Annotated in this window: 10 protein-coding genes; 7 read left to right on the top strand and 3 right to left on the bottom strand. The window is 73.3% G+C overall.

Annotated elements, in window-relative coordinates; genetic code table 11:
* Window positions 1–33 precede the first annotated feature (33 nt).
* Window positions 34–3,486 (top strand): S8 family serine peptidase, encoded by a 3,453-nt coding sequence (locus AC3D3D_RS02315; protein WP_463662262.1) that lies wholly within the window; start codon window positions 34–36, stop codon window positions 3,484–3,486.
* Between the two features lie 74 nt (window positions 3,487–3,560).
* Here the strand turns inward: AC3D3D_RS02315 and AC3D3D_RS02320 are convergent, their stop codons facing one another.
* The 3 genes from AC3D3D_RS02320 to AC3D3D_RS02330 form a co-directional block, all read right to left on the bottom strand.
* Complete coding sequence (locus AC3D3D_RS02320; protein WP_463662263.1) at window positions 3,561–5,666, bottom strand: M3 family metallopeptidase; 2,106 nt, start codon at window positions 5,664–5,666, stop codon at window positions 3,561–3,563.
* 64 nt (window positions 5,667–5,730) lie between these two features.
* Window positions 5,731–6,885: a GNAT family N-acetyltransferase gene (locus AC3D3D_RS02325; protein ID WP_463662264.1), complete on the bottom strand. Its 1,155-nt coding sequence runs from the start codon at window positions 6,883–6,885 to the stop codon at window positions 5,731–5,733.
* Window positions 6,886–6,922: 37 nt separating this feature from the next.
* Complete coding sequence (locus AC3D3D_RS02330; protein ID WP_463662265.1) at window positions 6,923–7,552, bottom strand: helix-turn-helix transcriptional regulator; 630 nt, start codon at window positions 7,550–7,552, stop codon at window positions 6,923–6,925.
* A 259-nt stretch (window positions 7,553–7,811) separates the two neighbouring features.
* Here AC3D3D_RS02330 and AC3D3D_RS02335 point away from each other — a divergent pair, with 259 nt between their 5' ends.
* From AC3D3D_RS02335 to AC3D3D_RS02360, 6 genes are read left to right on the top strand one after another with little or no spacing between them, the layout of a single operon-like run.
* The gene (locus AC3D3D_RS02335; RefSeq protein ID WP_463662266.1) at window positions 7,812–9,050 is read left to right on the top strand and encodes an MFS transporter; all 1,239 of its coding nucleotides are present in this window, start codon (window positions 7,812–7,814) and stop codon (window positions 9,048–9,050) included.
* On the top strand, window positions 9,047–12,778 hold the full coding sequence (locus AC3D3D_RS02340; RefSeq protein WP_463662267.1) for a nitrate reductase subunit alpha: 3,732 nt from the start codon (window positions 9,047–9,049) through the stop codon (window positions 12,776–12,778). The genes AC3D3D_RS02335 and AC3D3D_RS02340 overlap by 4 nt, the downstream gene beginning before the upstream one ends.
* Before the next feature lie 25 nt (window positions 12,779–12,803).
* The gene (gene narH / locus AC3D3D_RS02345) at window positions 12,804–14,444 is read left to right on the top strand and encodes a nitrate reductase subunit beta (protein ID WP_463662268.1); all 1,641 of its coding nucleotides are present in this window, start codon (window positions 12,804–12,806) and stop codon (window positions 14,442–14,444) included.
* On the top strand, window positions 14,444–15,319 hold the full coding sequence (gene narJ, locus AC3D3D_RS02350) for a nitrate reductase molybdenum cofactor assembly chaperone (RefSeq protein WP_463662269.1): 876 nt from the start codon (window positions 14,444–14,446) through the stop codon (window positions 15,317–15,319). Before narH ends, narJ begins: the two co-directional genes overlap by 1 nt.
* Window positions 15,316–16,041, top strand: a complete 726-nt coding sequence (gene narI, locus AC3D3D_RS02355) for a respiratory nitrate reductase subunit gamma (RefSeq protein ID WP_463662270.1) — start codon at window positions 15,316–15,318, stop codon at window positions 16,039–16,041. Before narJ ends, narI begins: the two co-directional genes overlap by 4 nt.
* Window positions 16,041–16,946, top strand: a complete 906-nt coding sequence (locus tag AC3D3D_RS02360; RefSeq protein ID WP_463662271.1) for an NTP transferase domain-containing protein — start codon at window positions 16,041–16,043, stop codon at window positions 16,944–16,946. Before narI ends, AC3D3D_RS02360 begins: the two co-directional genes overlap by 1 nt.
* Window positions 16,947–17,019 lie beyond the last annotated feature (73 nt).

The following is a 17,019-nucleotide window of genomic DNA, read 5'->3' on the forward strand; positions in this document are numbered from 1 at the left end:
AGCGTCATCGTCTAGGTACCGGAGGTTCAACGCGTGTCCACCTTCCCACTCCCGAGAGCACGACGGGGAGGTGGACGAATCGCCGGCGTTGCCGCGGCGTCCGCCGCGCTCCTCGTCGGCGTGCTCGCCGCACCGGCCTCGGCCGACGTCGTCGAGATCGACCCGCCCGACCCGGCCGCCAGCCGGCTGTCGATGTCCGCCGCCACCGCAGAGGCCCTGCGCACCGGTTCCCCCACCGGTGCCTGGTTCATCGGCATGGACCGCACGGCCACCGCCCTGGGCGGCAGCCGCGCGAACGTCACCGCCCAGCAGTCGAGCTTCATGTCCTCGGCCGCGAGCGCCGGCATCTCGATCGACGTGCGCCAGCAGTACTCCACGGTGTGGAACGGCCTGTCCATCGAGGTCGCCGACTCCGACATCGACGCGATCCTGGCGATGCCCGGTGTCTCCGGGGCCTGGCCGGTCGAGGTCGTCGACGCGCCCGAGACCCTCCCGAACGAGTCGCCCGAGATGGGGACGGCGGTCACCATGACCGGTGCCGACATCGCCGTCAGCGAGCTCGGCCTCGACGGCACCGGCGTGCACGTGGCCGTCATGGACACCGGCATCGACTACAACCACCCGGACCTCGGCGGCTCCGGCACCCCCGGCGGGGACGCCTTCCCCACGGAGCGCGTGACCACGGGCTACGACTTCGTCGGCGACACCTACAACGCCGACCCGAGCTCCCCGGCCTACCAGCCGGTCCCGCACCCGGACGACGACCCGGACGACTGCCAGGGCCACGGCACCCACGTCGCGGGCATCGTCGGCGCCTCCGGCGACAGCGCCACCGACGGCGTCCAGGGCGTCGCCCCGGGCGTCACCTTCGGTTCCTACCGCGTGTTCGGCTGCGACGGCTCGACCGAGACCGACATCATGAACGCGGCCATGGAGCGCGCCTACGCCGACGGCGCCGACGTCCTCAACATGTCGATCGGTTCCGCGTTCGCCGGCTGGGCCGACTACCCCACCTCGGTCATCGCCTCGCGCCTGCACGACCTCGGCATGGTCGTCACCGCCTCCATCGGCAACGAGGGCGAGCTGGGGCCGTGGGCCGCCGGCGCGCCGGGCAACGGCGAGAGCGTGATCGGCGTCGCGATGTACGACAACCTCGCGGTCACGGCCGACGCGCTGGAGATCGGCCCCGACGGCGAGGTCATCGGGCACATGCCCGCCACCTCGGCGCCCGAGCCGGTGCCCGGGACGGTCTACACCGACATCGCCGCCGTGGGCACGCCCGGCGAGGCGTCCGCCCAGGGCTGCGAGCCGCTGGCGGAGGACCACACGGGCCAGCTCGTGCTCATCAAGCGCGGTAACTGCACCTTCCACATCAAGGCGCTCAACGCGCAGGAGGCGGGCGCGGAGGCCCTCATCATCTACAACAACTCGCCAGGCCTCGCGGCCGCGACGGTCGCGGGCGACCCGGCGATCACCATCCCGGTGACGGTCGTCAGCCAGGCCGACGGGCGCGCGCTCGTCGAGTCCATCGGCGCCGAGGGCCTCTCCGTCACGGTCACCGACCAGGAGATCGAGGTCGTCAACCCGACCGGCGGCCTCATCAACGTCGGCTCGTCCTGGGGCGGCACCGCCTCGCTCGACCTCAAGCCCAACCTCGGCGCACCGGGCGGGTCGATCTACTCGACCTACCCGCTCGAGGACGGCGGCTACGCCACCCTCACCGGCACCTCGATGTCGGCCCCGCACGTCGCGGGCACCGTCGCCCTCTACCTCGAGGCGCACCCGGGTACCGACTCGGGGACGATCCGCGACGTCCTGCAGAACTACGCCGAGCCGGCGATGTGGAACGGCGACCCGGAGTACGGCCTGCTCGAGGCGGTCCACCGTCAGGGCGCCGGCATGGTCCAGATCGACGAGTCGATCCTCGCCGGCGTCGTCGCCAGCCCGGGTCAGCTCGTGCTCGGCGAGTCCGAGTCCGGGCCGGGCACCGGTGAGGTCACGCTGACCTCGACCTCCGAGGCCGACGTCACCTACGAGATCACCACCGTCGACGCACTGGCCACGACCGGCTCGTGGAACCTGGGCCAGTACGAGGGCGCGCACACCTACGCGGGACCGACCTCGGTCACCGTCCCGGCGGGCGGCACGGCCACGTTCTCCTACGCGATCTCGCCCGACCCCGGCCTGGAGGAGGTCGGCGCCCAGTACGGCGGGTACGTCGTCCTCACGCCGACGGACGAGACGGTCGAGCCGGTCTCGCTGCCCTTCTACGGGTTCGCCGGCGACTACCAGTCGCTCAACCTGCTCGAGGACCTCGGCGCCGTCTACGGCGGCGAGTTCACCCCGGGCGAGGAGGGCGCGCTGGGCACGCTCGTCACGTGCGAGCGCTTCGTCGGCGACCGCTGCGAGGCCGGCGCCGAGTTCGCCCTGGCCGACGCGGGTGCCACCTTCGGCATGGACCAGCTCGACCGGCCGGCCGCGATCTGGTCGATCGAGCACTCCGCGCAGGAGGTCACGCTGCGTGCGTTCCCCGCCGACCAGGCGGAGGCCCGTACCGGTGGTGGCGTCGTGCGCACCGAGCAGACCGTGGGTCTGTCGGCGGGCCTCGAGCTGTGGGAGTGGGACGGCACCGTGCTGACCGCCGACCGCACCGAGCGTGAGGCGCTCCCCGACGGCGACTACGTCCTCGAGCTCACCGCGGTGAGCGCGCTGGGCAGCGAGGCGGCCGGTGAGTTCGAGCGCTGGACCTCGCCGGTCTTCACCGTCGACCGTGGGGGCGACGTCCCGACGCCGCCGCCGGCGGGCGACGTGTCGACCTTCCTCACGTCCAACTCCTGGGTCGGCGGTCCGGCCGAGTACACCTACGAGTTCGGTCGTCCGTCCGACGAGGTGCTCGTGGGCGACTGGGACGGCGACGGCGTGGACACCATCTCGGTGCGCCGCGGCAACCGCTACCTCATCAACAACGACGCCCAGGGCAACGCCGCGGTGGACGAGATCCGCTACGGCCGCGCCTCCGACGTCGTGCTGGTCGGTGACTGGGACGGCGACGGGTTCGACACCTTCGCCGTGCGCCGCGGGAACACCTACTTCGTGAGCAACACGATGCGGAGCGGCTGGGCCGACGCCGAGATCAACTACGGGCGCGCCGGTGACGAGGTCATCGTCGGTGACTTCGACGGCGACCGCACCGACTCGCTCACCGTGCGGCGTGGGGACACCTACTACGTCGTCAACACCATCCGTGGTGGCTGGGCCGACACGGTGTTCGCCTACGGCCGCGCGGACGACGACATCTACGTCGGCGACTGGGACGGCGACGAGGTCGACACCCTGCTGGTCCGGCGCGGGAACGAGTACTTCCTGCGCAACTCCCTGACCGGCGGCTGGGCCGAGCGGACCATCCGCTACGGGCGTCCCGGCGACGTCGTGCACGTCGGTGACTGGGACGGCAACGGGACGGACACCCTGACCGTCCAGCGCTGACCCACACCACCGCAGGACAGGACGGGGCCCCACCGCACGGTGGGGCCCCGTCCTCGTCCCGCCGGGACGTGCCGTCAGTCGGTGAGGCCGCGGCGCTCGAGCAGGGGGTCGACCGAGGGGTCGCGGCCGAGCAGCGCCCGGACCGAGGCCAGGGGGTCGCGGGAGTTGCCGCGCGAGAGCACCTCGGCCCGGAAGGTCTCCCCGGCCTTCCGGGTCAGCCCGTCGTCGCCGGCGGCGTGGGCGCGGAACCACTCCACGGTCTCCGCGTCGAGCACCTCGGACCAGATGTAGGAGTAGTAGGCCGCGTCGTACCCGCCGCCGAAGGAGTGGTTGAGGTAGGTCGTGCGGTAGCGCGGCGGGATCCGCGGGTCGGTGAGCCCGGCCTCGGCCAGGGCGGCGGCCTCGAGGGCGAGGACGCCCTCGTCGTCGGCGGGGACCTCGTCGGGGCCGATCCGGTGCCAGGCCTGGTCGACGATCGCCGCGCCGAGGTACTCGGAGGTGGCGAAGCCCTGCCCGAAGGCGCCGATCGAGCGCAGCCGATCGGCCGTCTCCTGCGGCAGCGGCTCGCCGGTGACGTGGTGGCGGGCGAAGGAGGCGAGCACCTCGGGGTGCTCCATCCACTGCTCGTTGACCTGGGAGGGGTACTCGACGAAGTCGCGCGGCAGGGCCGTGCCGGCGAACCCCGGGTAGCGGGCCGAGGTGAGCAGGGAGTGCAGGGTGTGCCCGAACTCGTGGAACAGGGTGCGCACCTCGTCCCAGGTCAGCAGGGTCGGCTCGCCGGGCGCCGGGCGGGTGATGTTGGCGTTGTTGACGACCACCGGCGCCTTCCCGGTCAGCTCCGAGCCGGTGACGAGGTCGTGCATCCAGGCGCCGCCGCGCTTGTGCTCGCGGGCGTAGAAGTCGCCGACGAACAGGCCGAGCGCGTTGCCGTCCTCCTCGCCGACCTCCCACACGCGCACGCCCTCGGCGTACCCGGGCAGGTCGGGGCGCTCGGTGAAGGAGAGCCCGTACAGGCGGTGCGCGGCGAGGAAGACGCCGTCGGTGAGGACGGTGTCCAGCTCGAGGTAGGGGCGCAGGACGGCGTCGTCGACCTGGAAGCGCTCGGTCTTGAGCTTCTCGGCGTAGTAGGACCAGTCGCTCGCGGCCAGCTCGCCGGCCTCCGCGCCGCGCTCCGGGTCGGCCTGGGCGAGCGTCTCGAGCTCGGCGGCCTCGAGACCGGCGTTGCGCACGGCGGGCGCCGCGAGCCGGGTGAGCATCGCACGGATCGCGTCGGCGTCGGGGGCGGTGGCCCCGCGGGCGACGACCTCGGCGTGGTGCTCGGCGCCCAGCAGGCGGGCGCGCTCGGCGCGGGCGCGGGCGATGGCCCGCACGAGCGCACGGGTGTCGGTGGCGGGGTCGACGCCGGTGCCCCTCGCCGTGGAGCGGTCGAGCAGCTCGCGGCGCGTGGCCGGGTCGGTGAGCTCGGTGAGCAGCGGCTGCTGCGAGGGCAGGACGTAGGTGATGAGGTGCTCGGCGCCGTCGGCCGCGGCGGGGCGGGCCGCCGCGGAGGCGGCGAGCGAGCGGCGCCGGCCCTCGTCGAGACCGGCCAGGCCCCGCTCGTCGCGCACGGGCAGCGCGGCGGCGGCCATCCCGGCGGCCGCGCGGTTGCGGAAGTCGGTGGTCAGGCCGGAGATCTCGGCGTTGAGCGCCCGCAGCCGGGCGGTGCCCGCCTCGTCGAGGCCGACGCCGCGGCGCTCGAAGCCGCGGACGTACTCGTCGACCGCCCAGGCGTCCTGCTCGTCGAGGCCGCCGGCGGCCTGCAGGGCCAGGAAGCGGTCGTAGATGCGGGCGTCGAGCCAGAAGGCGTCCCCGTGCGCGGCCGCCTCCGGGGCGTTCTCCGCGGCGATCGCGTCGTGCTCGGGGCCGCCGACGGAGCCCTCGAGGGTCGAGCGCACCACCGAGGCGCGGGTGAGCAGGTCGCCGGAGAGCTCGAGCGCGTGCAGGGTGTTCTCCACGGTCGGCGCGGACGGGTCGGTCGCGACGGCCTCCCACTCGGCGCGCTGGACCGCCCGGCCCGCACGCAGCGCGGGAAGCAGGTGCTCAGGCCTGATCCGCTCGAACTCGGGCAGGCCGAAGGGCAGCGGCGAGGGATGGGAGAACGGGTTGTCGTCGGGCAGGGTGACGGGGTCCTGGCTGGTCATCGCCCCATCGTCGCACCGGCCGGGACCCGCCCGGGCGCGGGCCCTGGCCCGGTGGCCGCCGGCTTCAGCCGGCGAGCCGCTCCCGCTCGAGCACGCCGCCGATGTCCGGGGGGAAGTAGCCGGGCCCCTTGAGCACCTTCCCGTCCTCCCGGTAGATCGGGCGGCCGTCGGCGCCGAGCTTGGACATGTTCGAGGCCTGGATCTCGCCGAGCACGGCGGGCAGCGAGATGCCGCACTCGAGGGCCATCCCGTAGGCGACGTAGACGAGGTCGCCCAGCGCGTCGGCGACCTCGACGGTGTCCCGGCTGCCGTCGTCGGCGGCGACGGCCTCGGTGAAGGCCGCCGTGAGGATCTCCTCGGCCCGCTGCCCGTAGACCGCCCCGACGAGCTCGGCCGCCTCCTCGACGACGAGGCCGGTGCGCATGTGCACCCGCTCGACGTCGGCCTCGGGCCCCGTGGTGACCACCGGCAGGTCGTAGGTGGCGTGGAACTGGCGCACGAGGGCCTCGGGGTCGCGCGGGTCCGGCGCGTCGGCGCGCCGGTCCGACGCCGGGGCGTCCCCGGCCGCGGCAGGCCCCCCGTCCGCGGGGTGCCCGTCGGCCGGGCTCCCGCCCGCGGCACCCGCGTCCGTGGGCCTCGCCGGCCCGTCCCAGGGGGCGGCCGGCTCGCGCGGGTCGCCCGGCAGCAGGGTGGCGCGCAGGCCGTCGTGCAGCACGCCCTTGTTGACGTGGGCGGCGCGCAGGACGCCGGGGTCGCGGCGGAAGCCGAGCCGCCAGGCCACCCGCCAGGAGTCCCAGTTCACGCGCCCGTCGTGGATCTCGCAGGCCCACCCGACGGCGCCGGCACCGACCGTGGTCAGCAGGGCGTCGCAGGCCAGCGACACCGCGCGCGTGGTCAGTCCGCGTCCGCGCCCCCACGCGGCCGTCCAGTACCCGATGTCGGCGACCGAGCCGCGCCCGGCGAAGCGGTTGACGCCGACGGTGCCCACGAGCCGACCGCCCTCGACCTCGCGCACCACCCACGTGGGACGCCCCTGCTGCCAGGCCGTGACGGCGAGGTCGCGCACGAAGGTCTCGGCGGCGGAGCGGCCGTAGGGCGCCGGGACCTGGGTCCACTCGAGGATCTCGGGGTCCTGGCAGGCCTCGGTGATCTCGTCGACGTCGGACTCGGCCGGGGCGTCGAGTCGGACGACGCCGTCGGTCAGGGAGAAGGGCTGCATGCCCTGAATCGTAGGTCGGCTCCTCGGTCGGGGCGGGTCAGTCCCGCGCGGCCGACCCGTCCTGCGGCATCTGATCCAGGCGCAGCCGGCACATGCCGGGGCGGGCGAAGGGTGTGAGCCGGGCGCGCCGGTCGTCCGGCTCGGGGCCGGCCCCGAGGAGGGCGTCGGTCAGGCCCTCGTGCATCGAGCAGGCGACCTCGGGGACCTCGGTGGCCGCGCGCAGGTAGGGGCAGGCGTGCAGCCAGATGGTGTCGGGCTCCTCGTCGTCGGTGCTGGCGTCGAAACCGAGCCGCGTCATCTCCACCGCGAGGGCGTCGGTGCCGGCAACCGTGCGCTGCGCCATCCGGCGGCCGAGCGCGTAGGCGACCGGGACCGGGTCGTCCTCCCGCAGCGCGAGCTCGCGGGCGAGGACGACGGCCATCTCCGCCATGGCGGTGTCCGCGGGGCGGATCGCGAACCACATCAGCCTGGGTCGCCCCCGCTCCCCCTCCCGCAGGGGTGCGCTGCGGACGAGACCGGCGGCCTCCAGCTCGGCGAGGTGGGCCCGGACGGTGGTCGTGTGCCGTCCCGTGGCGGCCGCGAGCTCGTGCACGGTGAGCGGGCCGGGTGCGGCGTCGAGGGCGTCGAGCAGGGCTCGCTGGCGCTGCGTGACGACGGGGGTCGCCATCTGCCTGTCCCTCCTCACCCGGCGCTCGCTCGCGACCGCGGCCGGTACCGATGCGGCGCACTGTAGTGCGCCCGACGGCGTGGCGGGGACGCGACGGTCCCCCGGTGCCGGTCCGGCCGCCGGAACCGGACATTCCCGACGTCGGACCCGGACATCTGCGACCTGCGGCGACACGGCTTTAGGTGACGCCCCTCTCACTTTATTTTTTCTGTGTACTCTCCGAGAAATGCCGTAGAAGGGTCCGCTCGGAAGGACGACCATGACTGCTGCCGCAGGTCCCGCCACCGGCACGGGTGTCGGCCGCGGAGGACGCGCCCGGGCGCTCGTGCTCGCCACGCTGGGGTTCATGCTCAACTTCTGGGCCTGGGCGCTGCTCAGCCCGCTCGGCTCGACCTTCGTCGAGCAGGGACTGACGACCGACTCCGCCCTGCTCGTCGCGGTGCCCGTCCTCGTCGGCTCGCTCGGCCGCATCCCGGTCGGCGCGCTCACCGACCGCTACGGCGGGCGCGTGATGATGCCGCTCATCTCCGCCGTGACCATCGTGCCGGTCCTGCACATCGGGTTCCTCGGTCAGGACGCCTACGCCTCCCTGCTCGTGGGCGGGTTCTTCCTCGGCATCGCGGGCTCGGTGTTCGCCGTCGGGGTCCCGTTCGTCAACGCCTGGTTCCCGCCCGAGCGGCGTGGCCTGGCGCTGGGCATCTACGGCGTGGGCATGGCCGGCACCGCGATCTCGGCGTTCACCACGGTCCCGCTGTACGTCGACCTCGACCGGACGGCGCCGTTCGTCGTCGCGGCCGTCGTCCTCGCCGGCTACGCCGTGCTCGCCTGGCTGCTCATGCGCGACGCGCCGGGCTGGTCACCCTCCCGCACCTCGATGGCGGCGAAGGTCGCGGCGGCCGCCCGGCTCCCGCTGACGTGGCAGGCGATGTACCTCTACGCGATCGCCTTCGGCGGCTACGTGGCCTTCTCCGTCTACCTGCCGACCTACCTGCAGAACGAGTACGCGCTCGAGCCCGGGGACGCCTCGGCCCGGATGGGCGGGTTCGTGGTCGTCGCGGTCGCCTGCCGCGTGGTCGGCGGCCTGCTCGCGGACCGCATCGGCGCGGTGACCACGCTGCTCATCTCCTACGTCACGGTGACCGCGACCGCCGTCGTCCTCAGCATCAACCCGTCCCTGTCGGGCATCGGGACCCCCGCCTTCCTCGTCATGGCGGTCGGGCTGGGGCTGGGCACCGGCGCCGTGTTCGGGCTCGTCGGCCAGGCCTCCGACCCGGCGAAGGTCGGCTCGATCACGGGCCTGGTCGGCGCCGCCGGCGGCCTGGGCGGCTTCGTCCCGCCGCTCATCCTCGGCCAGCTGTGGATCAACCAGTCCAACTACTCGCTCGGCCTGCTCGCCCTCGCCGCCGCCGCGGGCGGCGCCATCGTCATCACGCTCATGGTCGGCCGCGCCGCCCGCCGCCGCACCGGACCCACGACCCCGACCGGGAGGACCTCATGACCGTCCGGGAGACACCACGCGCCGCGGCCGGACCCGACGGCGCGCTCACCGACGCGCTGATCGGCGTGCGCAAGATGTTCAGCCGCGCCCCCGTCAGCGAGGACAACCGGGAGATCCACTACACCGGCGGCCGCTCGGGCGACTCCTTCTACCGGGACCGGTGGAGCCACGACAAGGTCGTGCGCTCGACCCACGGGGTCAACTGCACCGGCTCGTGCTCGTGGAAGGTCTACGTCAAGGACGGGATCATCACCTGGGAGTCGCAGCAGACCGACTACCCCTCCACCGGGCCCGACCGCCCCGAGTACGAGCCCCGCGGCTGCCCGCGCGGCGCCTCGTTCTCCTGGTACACGTACTCCCCCACGCGGGTGCGCTACCCCTACGTGCGCGGCGAGCTCGTCCGCCTCTTCCGCGAGGCCAAGGCCCAGGTCCCCGGCGGCGACCCGGTGCTGGCCTGGCAGTCGATCGTCGAGGACCCCGAGAAGGCGCGCCGCTACAAGTCGGCGCGCGGGCACGGCGGGCTCGTCCGGGCCACCTGGAACGAGGCGGTCGAGATCGTCGCGGCCGCCTACGTCTACACGGTCAAGGAGCTCGGCCCCGACCGGGCCACGGGCTTCTCCCCCATCCCCGCGATGAGCCAGGTCTCCTTCTCCTCGGGCGCCCGGTTCCACCAGCTCATCGGCGCCTCGATGCTCAGCTTCTACGACTGGTACGCGGACCTGCCGCCCGCGTCCCCGCAGGTCTTCGGCGACCAGACCGACGTGCCCGAGTCCGGGGACTGGTGGGACGCCGCCTACCTCATCATGTGGGGCTCGAACGTGCCGCTGACCCGCACCCCGGACGCGCACTGGATGGCCGAGGCCCGCTACCGCGGCCAGAAGGTCGTCTCCGTGGCGCCCGACTACGCCGAGAACGTGAAGTTCGCCGACGAGTGGCTCGCCCCGCACCCGGGCACCGACGCCGCGCTGGCGATGGCGATGGGCCACGTCATCCTGCGGGAGTTCTTCGTCGAGACTCCCACCGCGTATTTCACCGACTACGTCGGCCGGTACACGGACCTGCCCTTCCTCGTCGAGCTCACGCAGGAGGCGGACGGGACCTGGCAGGCGGGCAAGTTCGTCGTCGCCGAGGACCTCGGCACCGACGAGGTGGGCCCGGAGGCCGCCTCCGAGCACGCGGCGTTCAAGCCCGTCCTGCTCGACGCCGCCACCGGCCGGGCCGCGGTGCCGGGCGGCACGCTCGGCCACCGCTTCGCCGCTGACTCCGAGGGCCGCTGGAACCTCGAGCTCGGCGACCTGGAGCCGGCGCTCAGCCTCGCCGAGCACGCCGAGGAGGCCGTCGAGGTCACCCTGCCCCGCTTCGACACCGCCGGGCAGGGCGGCGCCGAGGACGTCCGGCGCGGCGTGCCCGCCCGGCGCGTCGGCGGACGCCTCGTCACCACGGTCTTCGACCTGCTGCTCGCCCGCTACGGGGTGGGTCGCCCGGGCCTGCCGGGCGACTGGCCCACCGGCTACGACGACGCGAGCCAGCCGGCGACCCCCGCCTGGCAGGAGGCCATCACGGGCGTGCCAGCGGCGAAGGCGGCCAAGATCGCCCGGGAGTTCGCCGCCAACGCCCGCGACTCGGGCGGCCGGTCGATGATCATCATGGGGGCCGGCACCAACCACTGGTTCCACTCCGACACGATCTACCGCACCTTCCTCACCCTGACGAACCTCACCGGCTGCCAGGGCGTCAACGGTGGCGGCTGGGCGCACTACGTCGGCCAGGAGAAGGTGCGGCCCATCTCGGGCTGGCTGCACCTGGCCAACGCCCTGGACTGGTCGCGCCCGCCGCGCCAGATGACGCAGACGACCTACTGGTACATGCACACCGACCAGTGGCGCTACGACCAGTTCGGCGCCGACCGGCTCGCCGCCCGCACGGGGGCCGGCGCCTTCGCCGGCACCGCCACCGCCGACGCGGTCGCCCTGTCCCAGCGGCTCGGCTGGCAGCCGTACTTCCCCCAGTTCGACGTCAGTTCCCTCGACGTCGCGGACCAGGCGCGCGAGGCCGGGCAGGAGACGATCCCCTACCTCGTCGACCGGCTCAAGGAGGGCACGATCCGGTTCGCCGCCGAGGACCCGGACGGGCCGCGGAACTACCCCCGCATCTGGTCGATGTGGCGGGCCAACACCCTGGGCAGCTCGGCCAAGGGCGACCAGTACTTCCTCAAGCACCTGCTCGGGGTGGACAACGACGTGCGCGCCGAGGAGACGCCCGACGAGTTCCGTCCCCGCGACGTGGTGTGGCGCGAGGACGCGCCGGTGGGGAAGATCGATCTGCTGCTCACCCTCGACTTCCGGATGACGTCGACGACGCTGCACTCCGACGTCATCCTCCCGGCGGCGACCTGGTACGAGAAGCACGACCTGTCGACGACGGACATGCACCCCTTCATCCACTCGTTCAACCCGGCGATCTCCTCGCCGTGGCAGTCCCGCACGGACTGGGACGCGTGGAGCACGATCGCCAGGCGGTTCAGCGAGCTGGCCGTCGACCACCTCGGCACCCGCACCGACGTCGTCGCCTTCCCCCTCCAGCACGACTCCGCCGGCGCGATGGCCACCCCACGCGGGCGGGTACGGGACTGGAAGAAGGGCGAGTGCGAGGCCGTGCCCGGCGTCACCATGCCCGCGCTCGTCGAGGTCGAGCGGGACTACACGACGATCCACGAGAAGTTCACCTCCGTGGGCCCGCTCCTGGAGAAGCTGGGCATGACGACGAAGGGCCTCACCTACGACGTCAAGGAGTACGTCGAGGAGCTGCGCCACCTCAACGGGGTCGTCGAGTCCGGCGTCGGGGCCGGGCAGCCGAGCATCGCCACCGACCGGAAGGCCGCGGAGTTCATCCTGCGCCTGTCGGGCACCACGAACGGCGAGATGGCGCTGCAGGGGTTCCGCACCCTCGAGCGGCGCACGGGTGTGCGGCTGGCGGACCTCGCCGAGGAGAACGCGGGCCGGCACGTGACCTTCGCCGACACCCAGTCGGCGCCGGTGCCCGTGGTCACCTCCCCGGAGTGGTCGGGCTCGGAGACCGGCGGGCGGCGCTACTCCCCCTTCACCATCAACGTCGAGCGGCGCAAGCCGTGGCACACCCTCACGGGCCGCCAGCACTTCTACCTCGACCACGACTGGCTGCTCGAGATGGGCGAGTCGCTGCCGGTGTTCCGACCGCCGCTGGACATGACCGCCCTGTTCGGCGAGGCGGCGCCGGGCGAGCGCAGCGGGGACGGGATCGCCGTGCGGTACCTGACGCCGCACAACAAGTGGGCGATCCACTCGATGTACATGGAGAACTTCTTCATGATGAACCTCTCCCGCGGCGGCCAGACGATCTGGATGAGCGTGGAGGACGCCGAGGCGGTGGGCATCGCGGACAACGACTGGATCGAGGCGGTCAACCGCAACGGGGTGGTCTCCGCGCGGGCCGTCGTCTCCCACCGCATGCCGCGCGGGACCGCGTTCATGCATCACGCCCAGGACCGCACCGTCAACGTGCCGCTGTCGGAGACGAGCGGCAGGCGCGGCGGCATCCACAACTCGCTCACGCGGATCATGCTCAAGCCCAGCCACCTCATCGGCGGCTACGGGCAGCTGGCCTTCGCGTTCAACTACTACGGACCCACCGGCAACCAGCGCGACGAGGTCACCGTCATCCGTCGCCGGACCACCCCGGTCGAGTACTGACCAGGGCGAAGGAGGAGCTGAGGACATGCGCGTGATGTCGCAGATGGCGATGGTGATGAACCTCGACAAGTGCATCGGGTGCCACACCTGCTCGGTGACGTGCAAGCAGGCGTGGACCAACCGCCAGGGCACCGAGTACATCTGGTTCAACAACGTCGAGACCCGCCCCGGTCAGGGCTACCCGCGCGGGTACGAGGACCAGGAGAAGTGGCGCGGCGGCTGGGAGCTGAGCCGCGGCGGGCGGCTGCGCCTCAAGGGCGGCGGCCGGGTGAGCAAGCTCCTACGGATCTTCAACAACCCCCGGCTGCCCGGCATCGAGGACTACTACGAGCCGTGGACCTACGAGTACGACAACCTGCTCTCCTCGCCGCAGCAGCAGCACATCCCCACCGCCCCGCCGAAGTCGCTCATCACCGGTGAGCGGGTCCAGGTGCAGTGGTCGGGCAACTGGGACGACGACCTGGGCGGCACCTACGCCCACGGCGACAAGGACCCGATGCTCAAGGGCCTCGAGGACAAGGTCAAGCTCGAGTTCGAGAACACCTTCATGTTCTACCTGCCGCGCATCTGCGAGCACTGCCTCAACCCCTCGTGCGCGGCCAGCTGCCCCTCCGGCGCGATCTACAAGCGCGAGGAGGACGGCATCGTCCTCGTGGACCAGGACCAGTGCCGCGGCTGGCGCATGTGCGTCTCGGGCTGCCCGTACAAGAAGATCTACTTCAACCACAAGACCGGCAAGGCCGAGAAGTGCACGTTCTGCTACCCCCGCATCGAGGCGGGCGAGCCGACGGTGTGCTCCGAGACCTGCGTGGGCCGGCTGCGCTACATCGGCCTCGTCCTCTACGACGCCGACAAGGTGACCGCGGCGGCGTCGATCACCGACGAGCACGCGCTGCTCGAGGCGCAGAAGGACCTCATCCTCGACCCGAACGACCCCGAGGTGCAGGAGGCGGCCGAGCGGGCCGGGATCCCCTACGACTGGATCCAGGCGGCCACCCGCTCGCCCGTGTGGCGGCTCATCAAGGAGTTCGAGGTCGCCCTGCCCCTGCACCCCGAGTACCGCACGATGCCGATGGTCTGGTACGTCCCGCCGCTCTCGCCGGTGGTCGACGTCGTGCAGGAGACCGGTGCCGACGCCGAGGACGCCGACACCCTGTTCGCCGCGATCGACCAGCTGCGCATCCCCGTGGAGTACCTGGCGAACCTGTTCACGGCCGGCGACGTCGTCCCGGTCCAGCGGGTGCTCGCCCGCATGGCCGCGATGCGCTCCTACATGCGCGACATCAACCTCGGCGACGAGCCCGACGAGGACATCGCCGAGGCCGTGGGCATGACCGGGGCCGCGATCCGCAAGATGTACCGGCTGCTCGCGATCGCGAAGTACGACGAGCGCTACGTCATCCCGGTCGGCCACTCGGAGTCCGCGCACAACCTCGAGGGCATCGGCACCGACTGCCCGCTCAACGCCGACGGCGCGCCGGGGATGATGCACCTGCCCGAGCAGGACATGGGGATGTCCGGGGTCGGTACGCGCAGCGCGGTCCCGGCCGGCGGCGTCGACACCCGCCCTGAGGAACCCGGGCGCATCAACCTCCTCAACTGGGACGGCAGGGGGCGGCCCTCGGGCCTGTTCCCCTCGCGCCGGCCCGCCGCGGGGACCGCCTGATGGGTGCGCTCGCCCGGCTGGTGGCGCGGGCCTTCCCCGGGACGACGACGCCGCGCGCCCCCGCGCCCGCGGCGCCGGGCGCGGCGCCCCGCCCCGGGCAGGTGCCCGGCCGCACCACCGCCGGCGACCCCGTCGAGGTGACCCGCGCGGTGTGGGCCGCGGCGTCGTGGCTCGTCGACTACCCCGGCGACGACCTCGTCGAACGCCTGCCCGAGCTGCGCCGCCTCGTCGCCACGCTGCCCGACCGGTTCGCCGCGATGCTGCACCCGGTGCTCGACGCCCTGTCCGCCCGCGACCTGGAGTCCCTGCGGGCCACCTACGTCGACACCTTCGACACCCGCCGGCGGGGCTGCCTGCACCTGACCTACTTCAGCCACGGCGACACCCGCCGCCGCGGCCTGGCCCTGGTGCGGGTCAAGGAGACCTACCGGCGCGCGGGGCTGCTCGTCGGCGACGACGAGCTGCCCGACCACCTCACCCTCGTGCTCGAGTTCGGCGCCGGCCACGACGCCGCCGGCGCGGAGAAGATCCTGCTGGCCAACCGCGCCGGCCTCGAGCTGCTCCGCCTGCACCTGGCCGACATCGACTCGCCCTGGCACGGCGCCGTCGAGGCCGTGTGCGCGACCCTGCCCGAGCTCGACGGCGAGGACACCGCCGCGGTGCGGCGGCTCGTCGAGCAGGGCCCGGCCGAGGAGCTCGTCGGCCTGGCGGGCTACGGCGACGACTCGGACATGCCGCCGCTCATGCACGACGAGGGCTGCTCCGACCACGACCACGCGGGCGCCGGCGTGGGCGCGCCCGGGCCCCACCGCGGCGCACCCGCCCCCGGGGACCGCCCGCTCCTGCCGATAACGCCCGTGAGGGGACAGTCATGAGTGAGACCCTGCAGACGGTGGTCTGGGTCATCGTGCCGTACGTGGCACTCGCGGTGTTCGTGCTCGGCCACGTGTGGCGTTGGCGCTACGACCAGTTCGGCTGGACCACGCGGTCGAGCCAGATCTACGAGTCGAAGCTCCTGCGCATCGGATCGCCAATGTTCCACTTCGGCATCATCGGGATCTTCTTCGGCCACGCCGTCGGGCTGGGCATCCCGAAGTCCTGGACCGACGCCGTGGGGATCACCAACCACACCTACCACCTCATGGCCATCACCATCGGCCTGGCAGCGGCCGCCGCCTGCGTGGGCGGGCTGTTCCTGCTCATCTACCGGCGCCGCACCAACCGGCGCGTGTTCGGCGCGACGACGGTGATGGACAAGGTCATGTACCTCCTGCTCACCGTGACGATCCTGGCCGGCGTGGGCGCGACGATCGTCGACTCCGCCCTCGGCGACTACGACTACCGCGAGGGCGTGTCGGTGTGGTTCCGGCAGTTCTGGACGCTGCGTCCCGACGTCGAGCTCATGTCAGCCGCGCCGGTGCTGTTCCAGACCCACGTGCTCTCGGCGGTGCTGCTCTTCGCCCTGTGGCCCTTCACCCGGCTCGTGCACGTGTTCAGCGTGCCGCTCGGATACCTCACGCGCCCGTACATCGTCTACCGCTCGAGGTCCGACGCCGCCGCGCGGGAGCGTCGCGGCTGGGAGCGGGTGAACTTCTGATGGTCGACGCCATCGTCCTGGCCGGAGGCGAGGGGCGACGGCTCGGTGGGCTCTCGAAGCCGGACGTCACGGTGGGCGGGCGGCGCATGCTCGACATCGTCCTCGACGCCGTGGCGGACGCACGCACCCGCGTCGTCGTCGCGGCCAAGGAGGTGGCGGTCCCCGACGGCGTGGTGCGCACCCTCGAGGACCCCCCGTACGGCGGCCCCTCGGCCGGCATCGCCGCGGGCCTCGCCGCGCTCGAGGGAGCCCGGGGCGCCGGGCCCGACGGGTCCGGGTCCGGATCTGGGGCCGGTGCACCGGCGGCGGACGCCGAGGACGCGGAGGACGAGGAGGTCCTTGTCCTCGCCTGCGACCTCCCGGGCGCGGACTCCGTGGTCGCCGCGCTGGGCTCGGCCGGCCCGATCCCCCCGGGCGCCGACGGCGTGGTCCTCACCCGTCCGGACGGCTCGCGCGACTGGCTGGCGCTGCGCGCACGCCCCGGCGCGCTGCGCCGCGCGCTGGAGCTCATCGGCGATCCGCGGGGACGGTCGGTGCGGGACCTGCTCGCCCCGCTCGCGCTCGTCGACGCGGACGGGCCGGGCGCGCGGGCCGAGGACGTCGACACGCCCGAGGACCGCCGCCGCTGGGAGCAGCGCGCCGGTCGCCGCGAGCGTCCGCCGGTGACCGAGCGGGCGGACTGGCCGACGGTGCTGGGGCCGTGGCTGGACGACGCCCGCAGCGGGCTGGGTCTGGGCGCCGGCGACGTGGACGTCGACGCCGTCCACCGCCTCACCGGGGAGGTCGCCGAGGGCGTGCAGCGCTCGATGGCACCCGTGGCGTCCTACCTCGTCGGTGTGGCGGTCGGCCGCGGCATGTCCTTCGAGGAGGCGGCCGCCGCGGTCCGCCGGACGCTGCCCCGATGAGGCGACCCGCCGACCGGGCCGCCGGGCGGCCGGTCACGACGCGGCGGTCGACCACGATGTGGCAGCCGACCAC

Source organism: Georgenia sp. X1117 (genome assembly GCF_057784635.1).

Excerpts from the sequence above, each read along its gene's own strand:
- AC3D3D_RS02320 (WP_463662263.1), bottom strand. The coding sequence starts at position 5,666 with ATGACCAGCCAGGACCCCGTCACCCTGCCCGACGACAACCCGTTCTCC.
- AC3D3D_RS02325 (WP_463662264.1), bottom strand. The coding sequence starts at position 6,885 with ATGCAGCCCTTCTCCCTGACCGACGGCGTCGTCCGACTCGACGCCCCG.
- AC3D3D_RS02330 (WP_463662265.1), bottom strand. The coding sequence starts at position 7,552 with ATGGCGACCCCCGTCGTCACGCAGCGCCAGCGAGCCCTGCTCGACGCC.
- AC3D3D_RS02335 (WP_463662266.1), top strand. The coding sequence starts at position 7,812 with ATGACTGCTGCCGCAGGTCCCGCCACCGGCACGGGTGTCGGCCGCGGA.
- AC3D3D_RS02340 (WP_463662267.1), top strand. The coding sequence starts at position 9,047 with ATGACCGTCCGGGAGACACCACGCGCCGCGGCCGGACCCGACGGCGCG.
- narH (WP_463662268.1), top strand. The coding sequence starts at position 12,804 with ATGCGCGTGATGTCGCAGATGGCGATGGTGATGAACCTCGACAAGTGC.
- narJ (WP_463662269.1), top strand. The coding sequence starts at position 14,444 with ATGGGTGCGCTCGCCCGGCTGGTGGCGCGGGCCTTCCCCGGGACGACG.
- narI (WP_463662270.1), top strand. The coding sequence starts at position 15,316 with ATGAGTGAGACCCTGCAGACGGTGGTCTGGGTCATCGTGCCGTACGTG.
- AC3D3D_RS02360 (WP_463662271.1), top strand. The coding sequence starts at position 16,041 with ATGGTCGACGCCATCGTCCTGGCCGGAGGCGAGGGGCGACGGCTCGGT.